Annotated in this window: 12 protein-coding genes; 9 read left to right on the top strand and 3 right to left on the bottom strand. The window is 53.4% G+C overall.

The annotated features are described in order from the left end of the window. Positions 1–3: 3 nt before the first annotated feature. Together JNUCC32_RS26155 and JNUCC32_RS26150 are read left to right on the top strand one after the other, a co-directional pair. Complete coding sequence (locus JNUCC32_RS26155; protein ID WP_192570275.1) at positions 4–1113, top strand: spore germination protein; 1110 nt, start codon at positions 4–6, stop codon at positions 1111–1113. Beyond that, positions 1110–2315 carry a Ger(x)C family spore germination protein gene (locus JNUCC32_RS26150; RefSeq protein ID WP_192570274.1) on the top strand — a complete coding sequence of 402 codons (1206 nt, stop codon included), beginning with the start codon at positions 1110–1112 and terminating at the stop codon, positions 2313–2315. The genes JNUCC32_RS26155 and JNUCC32_RS26150 overlap by 4 nt, the downstream gene beginning before the upstream one ends. Before the next feature lie 41 nt (positions 2316–2356). On the opposite strand, the gene JNUCC32_RS26145 is transcribed toward JNUCC32_RS26150, so the two are convergent. Beyond that, complete coding sequence (locus JNUCC32_RS26145) at positions 2357–3772, bottom strand: hypothetical protein (protein ID WP_015737942.1); 1416 nt, start codon at positions 3770–3772, stop codon at positions 2357–2359. Positions 3773–3937: 165 nt separating this feature from the next. Here JNUCC32_RS26145 and JNUCC32_RS26140 point away from each other — a divergent pair, with 165 nt between their 5' ends. The 5 genes from JNUCC32_RS26140 (at position 3938) to JNUCC32_RS26120 (ending at position 9597) form a co-directional block, all read left to right on the top strand. Then, positions 3938–4639 (top strand): response regulator transcription factor, encoded by a 702-nt coding sequence (locus JNUCC32_RS26140; protein ID WP_192570273.1) that lies wholly within the window; start codon positions 3938–3940, stop codon positions 4637–4639. Continuing rightward, entirely contained in the window at positions 4636–5643 is a 1008-nt protein-coding gene (locus JNUCC32_RS26135; RefSeq protein WP_015737944.1) for a sensor histidine kinase, read from the top strand. The genes JNUCC32_RS26140 and JNUCC32_RS26135 overlap by 4 nt, the downstream gene beginning before the upstream one ends. Before the next feature lie 186 nt (positions 5644–5829). Further along, positions 5830–6600 carry an ABC transporter ATP-binding protein gene (locus tag JNUCC32_RS26130; protein ID WP_192570272.1) on the top strand — a complete coding sequence of 257 codons (771 nt, stop codon included), beginning with the start codon at positions 5830–5832 and terminating at the stop codon, positions 6598–6600. Then, the gene (locus JNUCC32_RS26125; protein ID WP_192570271.1) at positions 6575–8506 is read left to right on the top strand and encodes an FtsX-like permease family protein; all 1932 of its coding nucleotides are present in this window, start codon (positions 6575–6577) and stop codon (positions 8504–8506) included. Before JNUCC32_RS26130 ends, JNUCC32_RS26125 begins: the two co-directional genes overlap by 26 nt. A 2-nt stretch (positions 8507–8508) precedes the next feature. Beyond that, positions 8509–9597: a DUF418 domain-containing protein gene (locus JNUCC32_RS26120; RefSeq protein ID WP_192570270.1), complete on the top strand. Its 1089-nt coding sequence runs from the start codon at positions 8509–8511 to the stop codon at positions 9595–9597. On the opposite strand, the gene JNUCC32_RS31735 is transcribed toward JNUCC32_RS26120, so the two are convergent. Continuing rightward, complete coding sequence (locus JNUCC32_RS31735; protein ID WP_267132922.1) at positions 9592–9723, bottom strand: hypothetical protein; 132 nt, start codon at positions 9721–9723, stop codon at positions 9592–9594. The two genes, JNUCC32_RS26120 and JNUCC32_RS31735, sit on opposite strands and share 6 nt — an antisense overlap. A gap of 5 nt (positions 9724–9728) precedes the next feature. Further along, positions 9729–11084, bottom strand: a complete 1356-nt coding sequence (locus JNUCC32_RS26115; RefSeq protein WP_192570269.1) for an aminotransferase-like domain-containing protein — start codon at positions 11082–11084, stop codon at positions 9729–9731. A 130-nt stretch (positions 11085–11214) separates the two neighbouring features. Between JNUCC32_RS26115 and JNUCC32_RS26110 the strand changes: the two genes are divergently transcribed. Both JNUCC32_RS26110 and JNUCC32_RS26105 read left to right on the top strand, forming a co-directional pair. Next, positions 11215–12471, top strand: coding sequence for an MFS transporter (locus JNUCC32_RS26110; RefSeq protein ID WP_192570268.1), 1257 nt, complete (start codon positions 11215–11217; stop codon positions 12469–12471). Positions 12472–12484: 13 nt separating this feature from the next. Further along, positions 12485–13090, top strand: coding sequence for a DJ-1/PfpI family protein (locus tag JNUCC32_RS26105; protein WP_192570267.1), 606 nt, complete (start codon positions 12485–12487; stop codon positions 13088–13090). Positions 13091–13134 lie beyond the last annotated feature (44 nt).

Raw genomic sequence — 13134 nt, 5'->3', positions numbered from 1 at the left:
ACCATGAGCAGCTCCAGTTTACAGACCAAAGACCAAATTACCACTTCCCAGGCTGCCGTCATGATCATTAACTACATGCTGGGCGCCGGTATTCTCACACTCCCGAGAACGACGGTAGAGGCTGCCAAAACCCCGGATGTATGGATATCCATTCTAATCTCCGGCATGATCATCATGCTGGCCGGATTCATCGTCGTGATGCTATGCCGCAAATTTCAGGGAAAAACCTATTTTCAATTCGTGCCCGAAATCACTGGTAAATGGGTGGCCTTCCTGTTGAGCTTGCTGGTCATTGCTTATCTCATTACCATTTCTGCTTTTGAAATCCGGGTGATGGCGGAAGTTACGGGGCTATACCTGCTTGAGGGCACACCCGTATGGATCATCGTGATGACGTTTATGTGGATCGGTCTGTATTTGACCACAGGAGGGATCAACTGCATCGCCAGAATGTACGAGATCATTTTGCCCATTACGCTGTTGTTCTTCATTATTGCAATTCTGCTGAGCAGCAACATATTCGACGTCAAAAATTTAAGGCCGGTGCTTGGCTCGGGCATCATGCCCGTGCTGAAAGGGATTAAACCCTCGCTGTTATCGTTCACCGGTTACGAGATCATGTTTGTTGCCATGGCGTTCATGAAGTCGCCCAAGAAAGGCACCAAGGCTATGCTCGTCGGTATTACGGTTCCCATGGTGATCTATTTGATCACCGTCATCATGGTCATTGGCGGGCTCTCCATTCACGGCGTACAGAAGAGAACCTGGCCCACGCTGGACTTAATGCGGAGTTTCGAGATGCAGGGCTTGATATTCGAGCGCTTTGAATCCCTGCTGCTTGTCATCTGGATCATGCAAATATTCTCGACCTTTACGGTCGCGCATTACGCAGCCTCGCTAGGGCTCTCCCAGCTGCTGAAGAAGAATATACGCCCCATCCTCTTCATCATGCTTCCGGTGATCTTCCTGATCGCCATGGTGCCGAAGGATGTGTCGGAGACATTCAAGCTGGGAGATACCGTAGGTTATATGTCGATATATTTATTCGGAGGACTGCCGCTCATCCTATTATTGATCAGTAAGGCCCGCAAGAAAGGGGGGAAGCCGAAATGAACAGATATAAACGATGCGTGTCGATAGTAACGGCCAGCGTCCTGCTGCTGCTGACAACCGGATGCTGGAGCAGCAACGAGATCGAGGATGTCAGCGTCTATGTAGGTTTAGGACTGGATGCAGCGAATGAATCCCGATTCGAACGGGAGATCAACCAACAAGGGGCGACCTACCCCAAAAGGAAAGTGCTGACGGCGACGGTTCAGATCGTGCCCCCGATTACGAGCAAGAGCGAGAAACAAGGCGGATCCAGCTCGTCTTCACCCAGCAAAGCCTATCTGAATGAACAATTAACGGGAGATTCCCTTATTCAGATCTTCCGCCAGTTTGCTCTGCGAAGAGACCGTCCGTTGATCGGCCATCATCTCAAGGTCATCGTCGTCTCAAGCGAACTCGCCAAACGGTACAGCCTGGAGCAGATTCTTGATTTTATTCTCCGGGATAATGATATCCGCCCCAGCTGCCTGGTAGTGGTGAGCCACCGGAGTGCACTTGAAGCGTTGAGCTCCACCGAACCCGGGGAGATCCCAGCTTTCTACTTGATGGGTCTTGTGGATAACCGCTATCGTTCCAACAAAATCCTTCCCCCGATGTCACTCATAAAGCTGGATAGCACCATGCAGTCGGGAGAGAGCTTCCTGCTGCAAAATGTCGTCACCGCCCAAAGCGAGCATAAATTCTCGGGTGCCGCCGTATTCAAAGGCAATACCAAGAAATTTATCGGGGAACTAAGCCAATATGATCTTGAAGGCTTATCCTGGATCAAGGAGGACGTGAAGGGAGGGGCGCTGAAAACCTACGCGCATAAAACCGGACATACCGTTATTTATGAGCCCAAGAATTCCCACAGCACCATTATCCCCAAGGTTCAGGGAGACGAAATATCATTTCATATCAAGGTCCGTTCGGAAGGCAGATTAATTGAGGATTGGAGCTTTCCGGAGATTCCCACAACCGAGCAATATATGAGAGAGTTGGAACGACTGTTTGAAGAAGAAGCCCGTAAACAGATCGAACAGGTTTTGGATAAAATGCAGCATGTCTATCATGTAGACGTTGGGGGCTTTGCCGATCAGATCCGAATCAAATATCCAAAATTGTGGAAAAAAGTAGAGAAGGATTGGGATGAAACCTTTAGCCATATCCCCATTACGTATGAAGTCGACATGAAGATCACGGACTTCGGTTCCTCAACGGATTAAAGAGCGCTGACGCAATATCGTCAGCGCTCTTTTGCCTTGGCTTACACCAAAAACATCGCAACGACCGTCGTCACGGCAAGGCCTAGCAGCACCGGCTTCAGATTCCGTCTTGCCAGCTCGAACGGGCTGACCCCGCAGATGGCTGCGGCCGGAATCAGTGCCCATGGAATGAGCGTCCCGCCGCCTACCCAGATGGCGGCAACCTGGCCGAGCGCGGTCAAGGTAGCCGCCCCTGAGCCGATGGCCGTGGCAAACAACTGCGCGATCGAGCCGGCGAGCGATATGCCGGAGAAGCCCGAACCGTCCAGACCCGTAATGGCACCGGTGATAGTCAACGTCACCGAACCCACGGCGCCGTTCAGCGGTACCGCATTCGCAAGGGCAACCCCCAGGTCGTTCACGATCCCATGGGATGCTTCCGGAAGCACTTTGCCGAACAGATCGCTGAACGCAGCATCCCCCAGATAGAAGAAAGCCGCAATGGGAATGACGGGACCGAACACCTTAAATCCGAACATGAAGCCCTCGATCAAATACGAGGTGACCTTCTCCAAACCGCGGTTGCGATGAGCGACCAGCGCAATGACGCCGAGGATCAGGACGGCTGTTCCGCCTACCAGGGCCGTCGCATCTCCGCCTTGCAGCTTCAAGATGAACATGGCCGCGACGTCTGCCGCGAACAGGAGCAGGATCGCGATGGCCAGCCATTTTTTCATGCCGGGAGAAACGGCTGCAACGGTATCATCCTCATCGGTTCGCGTGGTCAGCGCGTCTCCCGTGCTTTTGATGGAGACCAATCCATCCCTCCAGCTGCCATTGCGCTGATCTCTCTTCATCATCCAAAATGCCGCCACGGTCGTCACCAGCCCCATCACGATCACGAGCGGCACACTCGCGGCCATGACGCTGGCTACAGGCAATCCGGCTGCATCGGCAGTCAATTTAGGCGCGCCTTGAATGATATAATCCCCCGATAGCGCGATGCCGTGCCCGAACAGATTCATCGCCACGGCTGCTCCCAGGGCAGGCAAGCCGACCCGGATGGCAACGGGAAGCAGGACCGCCCCGATTAACGCTACCGCCGGTGACGGCCAGAAGAAAAAGGAGGTGACCATCATGATGATGCCGATGCCCCAGTAAGCCATAGCCGGAGTACGGAGAAAACGGGTTAGCGGGGCCACCATCGTCTCGTTGATCCCCGTCTTGATCAAGACCCGGCTCATCGCCACGATAATGGAAATAATCATGATCGTGCCCATCAGCTCTTTGGTCGCGTAGATAAATGAATTAAATACGCCGGAGACCGAGCCGCTCAGCGTCTCCGTTGCCAGAATGCCGAGCGCGAATATTCCGGTAATGCAAACCAGCGTCGTATCGCGCCGCCGGATCAACAGCGTCATGATCAATACGATAAACGCCAGGTAAACCCAGTGAATCGCGGTTAGATGAATTCCCATATGAAGCCACGCCCTTTCCCAGGCAGCAGGATTTGTGTGACTACATCTTATGCATGGGCCTGGGCAAGGGTTCATGCCCCGTACTTATCATACGCTTACGGATCTCCGGGAAGGGTGTGGTATAGTGAATGCAAGCCCCTGCTTTGCGTTAAAGGAGTTGATGACATGTATACCATTCTGATTGTGGAAGACGATGAACGAATCGCGGATAAACTAAGGTCAGCGATCTCCAAATATGATTTCAACGTACGGATCATCGAAGATTTCAACCGCGTGATGGACATTTTTGCGGAGACGAAGCCGGATCTGGTTCTGCTGGACGTCAATCTGCCGAAATACGACGGATTCTACTGGTGCCGTCAAATCCGCACCCAATCCCACTGCCCGATCATCTTCATCTCGGCACGCGACAGCGGCATGGACCAGATCATGGCGCTCGAAAACGGGGCCGATGATTATATTACGAAGCCGTTTGACATGGAGCTTGTCCTGGCCAAAGTCCGCAGCCACCTGCGCCGCGCGGTCGGCGCCTATGCCTCCGGCCAGGAGGAGGAGCCTACCGTTGAAAGCGCCGGTCTCCTCCTGTATCCAGAGCGACTCCTCGTGACCTATGGAGACCGGTCGGCCGAGTTAACCCAGAAGGAAGCTGCCCTGCTGACGATGCTCATGGAAAAAGACGGCCGCGTGGTCAGCCGCGAGCGGCTCTTGGACCTCATGTGGGAAGATCAGCACTTCATTGACGACAATACGTTGAATGTTTATATTACGAGGGTTCGCCGCAAGCTTCGTGAACTCGGAGCCGGGGATCTCATCGAAACCGTCCGGGGAGCAGGCTACCGGTTCATGGCAGGCAAGGAGACCCTATGAAACTTTTTTTGAGGGAGCACCTCCCGCTCATGCTGTTTTTTGCCGTTCAAATGCTGCTTGTCCCCCTGCTGTACTGGCTTACCGGTGAAGGCAGACCCTTTACTGTCGTACTATACGGGGTACTGTTGAGCAGCGTCGTGCTGCTGGTCTATCTGGTGTACCGGTATCTCTCTCATCGCACGATGTATCAAGAGCTTTCCAGCCAGGAACTTTCGGAGGAGTTCTCCAATCCTCCTCTGGGCGATGCGCCGCTGCCGGAAGCGATCCACGAGCGGATCAGCCATTATGAACGCTTATACCGGGAACAGCTGCATCGGCATCAAAGCGGAACCGACCAGCATCTGGCCTTCGTCAACCGCTGGGTTCATCAGATGAAGACCCCGCTGTCGGTGATTCAATTAACGCTCGATGAAGTCGAAGAAGCACCCGCCGAACATATACGGGAAGAGCTTGAACGAATACGCAAAGGCCTCGAAATGGTGCTGTATACTGCACGCCTGGACCGGTTCGAGCAGGACTTCGCGGTAGAAGCCGTCGGACTCCGTGCCGCGGTCAGCGAATCCGTCGTGGAGAATCGAAAGCTATTCATTCGCAAAGGGATTACCCCGGTGTTTCGCATCGATGATCGGATCTCCGTCTACACGGATGCCAAATGGTTTCGATTTATGCTGGGTCAAATTCTGACGAACGCCGTGAACTACTCCGGCAGCCCCGGCAAGAAGATTCAATTCACTGCAGAAGAAGCAGGGAAACACATCAAACTTCGTATCCGCGATGAGGGGATCGGCATTGCACCGGAGGACATCAACCGGGTATTCCATCCCTACTTCACCGGCGAGCGCGGCCGGCAATATCATGAATCCACCGGCATGGGCCTGTATCTAGTCCGTGAAATCGCCCATAAGCTTGACCATTCCGTCGAACTGGAATCCACGCTCGGTGAGGGAACCACCGTTATCTTAACGCTGCGCACTGCAGCAATCCAAGGCACATCTTTTTCATAGGTGTGCCTTATTTTCATGGGCGGTTAAGCTTAAACTTCATGCCGGCATCTCAGGATACGAACAGAATATGCGAACATAACCTTATGGCAGATGTAAGCTCCGTTTCACCTAAATCCATAGCAGGAGCATGTCGGAATGCGGTAGAGTTAGGCTACACTAAGGTTATAGAAAGGAGCCTATGGATTTATGGATATTCTTGAAGTAAAGGCTTTAAACAAAGTATATGCGGGCAAAGTGGCGACACAAGCTCTTACCGATATTCATCTCACCATCAAAGAAGGAGAATTCGTCGGCATCATGGGGCCATCCGGCAGCGGCAAAACCACCCTGCTGAACATGGTATCCACCATCGACCGTCCAAGCTCGGGCGAGGTCAAGATCGGGGGCAGCAATCCTTACCAAATGAAAAAAAGCGAGCTTGCCCACTTCCGCCGGAGGCAGCTCGGCTTCGTGTTCCAGGATTTCAATCTGCTCGACACGCTAACGGTTGCCGAGAATATCGTGCTCCCGCTTACGCTGGACCGCCGTCCGCTCAAGGACATGGAATCGCTGCTGCAGCAAACCGCTTCGCGGCTTGGCATCCGCGAAATTCTGAATAAACGCGTGTACGAAATTTCGGGGGGCCAAAGGCAGCGCACCGCGATTGCCCGGGCGATCATCGGCTCGCCCCTGTTGCTGCTTGCGGATGAGCCTACGGGAGCGCTCGATTCCAACTCCTCTCGGATCGTGATGGAGTCGCTCGCCGAGATCAATGAGCGGGATCATACCACGTTAATGCTGGTTACGCATGATCCCCTGGCCGCAAGCTATTGCAACCGCATCGTTTTTATTAAAGACGGCAAGCTTGCCGCCGAGATTCACCGCGGAGAGAACCGGCAGGCCTTTTTCCAAAAAATCATCGATACGCTATCGTTCTGGGGAGGGAATACAAGTGAGCTTTCCTCAATTCGCGTTTAATAACGTCCGGCGGAATGCTCGCCAATACTTCGCTTACCTGCTGAGCAGCTCATTCATGGTCATGATTTTCTTTACGTACGCGGTATTCATCTACCATCCGGCCATCGAGAATTCGCCCATGGGCGCGATGACGCGTACGGGAATGACAATTGCCACGGTGATCGTCTATGTGTTTGCCTTCTTGTTCGTGCTGTATTCGATCAGCGTATTCCTGAAGTCGAGAAATCGGGAATTCGGCATTCTGACGATTCTGGGAGCGGAAGCCAAACAGATCAATTGGCTGATTTTCCTGGAGAACATTCTGATTGGCGCCATTGCCATCGTAACGGGCATCGCCAGCGGAATGCTGTTATCCAAGGTGTTCCTGCTCATCAGCACCAAGGTGATCGATATGGACGAGCTGCCGTTCTATTGGCCGGTCAAAGCAATGCTGCTGACCGCAGGTGCGTTCGCTGCGCTGTTTCTCGTCATTTCGCTCTTTACCTTGTTATTTATCCGGAAGAATCAAGTTCTGGAGCTTCTCAAAGGCACCAGCAAACCGAAAACCGAACCGAAAGCCAATCTGTTCCTGGCCCTCTTAGGCGTGGTGCTGCTTACCATCGGCTTTTCCGTCCTTCGTGTCAAAGCGTTAGACCCTGCGGGATTGATAATCGCTGCGGCAACCGGAATTATGGGCACGTATTTCTTCTACTCCCAGCTGTCCGTGTGGATTGTCCGCATGCTGCAGCGAAGTCGCAGGACCACCTGGAAAGGAACAAACCTGCTGTGGATTTCCGAAATGAGTTACAAGATTAAGGATAATGCCCGCATGCTGTTTCTGGTCACGGTTGTGGTAGCGCTGGCTTCCATGAGCACCGGTTTCGTACTGGCCATGCAGCAATCGATCAAATCGGTATATTTGGATAACCCGTACGCGCTCAGCTACACCTACTATAACAATACCGACAAGATTAAGGCGCAGGAAGAATTGGCCCTGATTGACAATCGCCTGCAGACAGAAGGGCTGGAGTATAAACGGGCGGAGGTCGAAACCATCTACTACCGCTTGTCAGCGAATGGGGAGGATTCCTTACACATCATGCCGCAATCCCAATACGACCGTTTGGCTGCTATGATGAATACCGAGCCGGCCGGGACACTCGGCGAGAATGAAGCCTTATTGACGGAAACCCCGAATGCAGCGAGGAAGAGTAAAGGGAAGCTAACGGAAGCAGATATCGAATTATCCGGTCAACCCTACTCTTTCATCCTGGAGAACCGCACAGACCGGATTGCGGCTTTGGTATATAGCGGCAGATTGCTGGTCGTTACGGACACCATGTTTGAAGAGTTGGGGGGCGGGAACAAAGCAAATGAAATCAGTGTGAATCATACGTATCCGTTTATTCTTCCCGATTCCCAAGGACTCCCCGAGAAGGATGATCCCGAAACCAAGCTCGGTCTTGAGCTGTCGGAGTGGAACGGAAGTGCAATCAGCGAAGGCTATATAGAATCCAGGGCGGAGAGCTATTACGTCAATAAACAGGGATTTTCGTTATTCAGCTTTATCGGGGTGTTTGTCGCCCTGATCTTCTCGATCTCAACCGCAAGCTTCCTGTATTTCAAACTGCATACGGAGCTTTCGGCCGATCAGGCGATGTACCGTTCCCTGTCCAAGATCGGACTCAGCGCGCGAGAGATGAACATCTCCGCAACCATTCAGATTGCCGTGCTGTTCTTTATTCCCATCCTGGTTGCAGCCCTGCAGTCCTTGGTCGTGCTCGACCCGATTCTAGGCTACCTGGATGTCCCGAATGTAAACGGACCTGTAATGGCAGCCTCATCGGCATTCTTAGTCGCCCAAATGATTTATTTCCTGATCGCCAGAGCCCGTTATATTAAATCCGTGAACAGGATGATGGTGTGATCATGCATGCAGGACAACACGACGCCGCGACTCGGTATGGCCCTTCCCTTGAAAAGACGCGCTTGTACTCTTTGGACCAATTCAGGGGATTTGCCCTCCTTGGACTGCCGTTTGTCAACGTATTGGGACTCTGGCTCATCGCCACACCCGAAACGGCAGCTGATTATTGGCTTCAGCGAGGACTTAACTTTTTTGTGGAAGCCCGATTTTATACCATCTTCACGTTTCTGTTCGGACTTGGATTCTACATGTTTCTATCACGAAGCGCTACAACGGGCGGAAAGCCAAGACTTCGGCTGTATATTCGCCGGTTAGCGATTCTGGTGCTGATCGGCTTCATCCATCAGCAGTATCAATCGGGGGAAGCATTATTCTATTACGCGGTTGTTGGCCTGCTTACGGTTCCTCTCTACTGGGCTCCGCGGAGGGTTAACCTTCTCATCGGATCGGCGGGGTTTGTTCTGGCGGCCGTTATGGGCGTCAAACTCCTCACCATCCCTTTCCTGATCGTATTAGGTCTAGCTGCTGGCCAATATCGATTACTCGATGCGATCAACAAGGGACTAAGATTACGCTCGTTGCGCATGATTTGGATACCGTCTCTGTTAGGAACGATTTTGGTCATCGGTATCATGTGGCGGGTAGCGCCTTCCGAGCCGATGCCATCGTTTCTGTTCGAGGTAGCAGGCGAGTCGCCGTCGCCAACCATGGAAGCCGCCTTCACTCTGGCACATATCGGGGTGGCGACAGGCCCTCTCGTATCCGTATTTTATCTAAGCTCTCTCTTAATGCTTGGACGTACCCGCGTAGGTGCGAAGATGCTGTATCCGTTACAGGCATACGGGCGCATGGCGCTTACCAACTACATTGGGCAAACCGTCTTTCTGGTAGGCATTCAGCGCTTCATGCTGAACACCACACCGACGACTTATGTCGTGTCCTCGCTCGTTTCCCTGGGTATTGTGATATTCCAGATCATAGCCAGCCAACTGTGGATGCGTTGGTTCCAATACGGACCTTTGGAATGGTTGTGGCGATGCGGAACCTATTGGACCCTCGTGCCGATTCGCAAACAAACAGGAGACCTATAGGTCTCCTGTTTGTTGGTTTGTCTTTGCCCGATGACGGAATCGATGATAATCCTTAATTTCGGAAGCAGCCGTGCTGCAGGTTTTCCAAGTATTCTCCCCAAGCTGCTGCCCAGCTTGATCCGTCATTCCTTCTACCTCATCCGCCGCTCTAAACGCCGTATTTCCTCCTCGATCACTATCATACCCGCCTCGATTCGGGGTTTCTCCACCCCGATGATACATAACCGAATCCGGTCATTGCGCTGATTCTCCGGCAGCAGATGTTGATCCACGTTCGTAACCGAGATACCTCTCTGCAGCAAGCGATCCTGAAGTGCGGATGCCTTTACATACTGGGGCAGCCGGAGGGTGATGAACACGCCGGAGGAGGGGCACGTATAGTGAATGCCGCTGCCGAAGACACGGGCACATACCTCGATGGCATAGCGCATCTTCTCCCGGTAATGCTCCCGGATGCGGGCTGCATGGCGGTTGTACATGCCGCTCTTGATATAAAGTTCAAGCGTGCCTTGGGAGAGGATCGGCGACGATATGTCTGCGGCGTTTTTATGCCTAATAAACGGATCCAACAGCCGATCCGGAAGAAGGACGGCGCCCATCCGAATGCCTGGCAGGATCGTCTTCGAGAAGCTTTTGACATAGATGACATGGTCCGACTGATCCAGTGCGTACAACGGGTCCGCCTTCGAATCCTCCTCCAGGTCCGCCAGATAATCGTCCTCCACGATATAGACATCATACTGCCGGGCGAGATCCGCGATACGCCTCTTCTGCTCCAGCGAATACGAGGTGCCTAACGGGTTGAGGAATCGCGGCACCGTGTAGAACAGCTTGATCTGTCCGCTACGAAAATAAGACTCCAGTACCTCCAGGTCGATACCATGCTCATCCCGATGGATGCCGATCACCGGACAGCCTGCAACGCGCGCCGCCGCCAAGAAACCGAAATACGTCGGCTGCTCCACCAGGACCGCCCGTCCCTCCTCACTCGGGAAAGGCATGCGCGTCAGGATCGAGAAGGCCTGCTGAGCCCCGGTCACCACAGCGATTTGATCAGGTTTAGCGAACATTTGCTGCGCGTGAAAATACCTGCTCAGTTCGTTCCTTAACGAAAAAATCCCCTGTGGATCGGTGTAACCGAACAGCTCCTCCTTGTATAAGGAAATCGCCTTGCGCAGGCAGTGCTCCATCTCCTGAAACGGCAAAAAATCGCCCCGGGGCGTCGTTGAGGCGAAATCAATCGGCCCGCTTTCCGTCCGCGCAGAGGCTGAGCCCCTCCCCTCCACGAGATAGTAACCGCTCTTGGGGACCGGGTAGATGACATCATCGCGCTCCAAGGTCTGATACGCACGAACGACCGTATTGGGACTGCAGGAGAACATTTTGGCCAAGGCTCTGACCGATGGCAGCTTATGACCTGATCGGATATGCCCCCTCTCCACTTCGCGGATCATATGGGCAACAATTTGTTCGTGCTTCGTGTCCATCCCGCTTCTCCCCCTGTATTGATACAGTTGCTCTAAATTGTCCTGTTCATTTCCGATTCCATGATTAAAATTAGCTTATTGCATGACATAGCGGAAGTAAAGACTTGGGAGAGGGGCTGACGGGGTTGCGATGAAAAGAGACCGGGGTTATGCATGGGTCATTCTCATATTTCTATGGATGCTAGGGTTTGCGGCGGCCATCAGCCGGTTTGTCATGTCTTATTACCAGCACGAAATGGCAAGGGATTTAAGCGTCGACCTCACCTTTATCAGCTTCACCTGGTCCGTTAACATTGCCGTTGCCGCCATCTGTTCTCCGCTCGGCGGATGGTTGACCGATCGATACGGTCCCAAAAAAATGATGCTCCTGAACGCCCTGTTTGGCGTGATGTCCATGCTGACCGTGCTTACGTTTCGTCATCCGGCGGGATTCTTCCTGGGGCTCGGGCTGCTTTCCGGCCTTTCCGGCATGGCTGCAAGTACAGGTTATGTCGTGGTCACAAGCTGGTTCAGCCGCCATAAAGCGAAGGCACTCATGATCATGACCAGCGCGAGCTCGCTCGGCCTGGCCATTCTGACGCCTCTATTTGTAAGCAACCGGGACTGGCTCGATTGGACAACGGCATTCACGTTCACCTTATGGATCACGCTTGTATCCATACCGCTCACCCTGCTTATCATGAAAGAACGAAAGCGCGAAGAGCACGAGGCCGACCCCTCCGCTGCTGAATCGCCCCCATCGGCTGGGAGGCCACGGATCCTCCCGATCGCCAAGGAGATGGTAACCAGCCGCACCGTGCTTCTGGTGGTCTTCGCTTTGTTCACATGCGGCTTCAGCATGGGAACGGTTGAAATGCACCTGATGGCCATCCATCGCCATCATCAGATCAGTTCGGTAATGTTCACGTCCTCACTGAGTATTCTCGGTTTGCTTGAGCTGACAGGCGGACTGCTGTTTGCCTTCCTCCTGGACCGGATGTCGAGGAGTTTGGCCTTGTCCTTCCTGTACGTTTTTCGAATCGTGGCCTTTATGGTGCTGTATCTGCACTTCAGCGCCTCTCCGATCCTCTTCTCGATCATCTTCGGAGCCAGCTATTTAGGAGCCATTCCGGGCGGTATTCTGGTAGCCGGCGAAGCCATGGGCCATCGCTCCGTTGGATTGCAGGCCGGAACGCTGCTTATTTTCCATCAGGCGGGCGCCGTTCTCGGCTCCTTCTCAGGCGGATTCCTGTATGACCTTACGAACAGCTACCAAGCGCTGATCGGGATCAACCTGATTTTCAGCGCTCTGTCGGCCATGGGCTATTACCGGATTCATCGCGCGCTGAATCGAAGGCGTTCCGTTCCAGGTCAGCCGGGCGGCGCCAGCTTAAAAAAATCACTATAGGCAGGTGTTTTTGATGAAAATGGCTTTCATTCTATTCCATGGCATGACGGCCCTGGACCTGATCGGCTTCACCGAAGTCATGACCCGGCTTGCCCGCATCCGTCCCGAAGCGGATATATCCTGGGATTATTGCGCGCTGAGCACGCAAATTACCGATGATCGCGGATTGGCGTATGTCGTATCCCGGGTCAAACCGGATCTTTCGGAATACGATCTGGTCTTCGTGCCTGGCGGCTTTACCACGAGGGAGCTGAGGTGCGACCCCGATGTGCTGACTTGGCTGCAGACCGCCCGGGAAGCCAAGCATCTCGTATCCGTCTGCACCGGATCGCTGCTTCTGGGCGCGGCCGGCTTGCTGGAGGGAAAGCGGGCTACCACCAACGCTTCGGCTTACGAGCTGTTGACACCCTACTGCAAGGAAGTTGTTCAAGCACGCATTGTACAGGACGGCCATCTCTTTACGGGGAGCGGAGTGTCATCGTCCATTGATCTCGGCTTATATGTGCTCGAAAGGCTAACCGATGCAGCGACGGCGGAACGGGTCCAGACGGATATGAGCTACCCCTATTACCGGACGGGAACCTCATTCTCCGTATATCATGCGAAGACAGGCATGTAAATCCGGATGCGGCGACCGGGGAACTTGCCCTATATTATGGAAGC

Source organism: Paenibacillus sp. JNUCC32 (genome assembly GCF_014863545.1).
GTDB lineage: Bacteria > Bacillota > Bacilli > Paenibacillales > Paenibacillaceae > Paenibacillus_AQ > Paenibacillus_AQ lautus_A.
The sequence above is the reverse complement of the archived record's forward strand: the minus strand, read 5'-3'. Positions and strand labels throughout refer to the sequence as shown.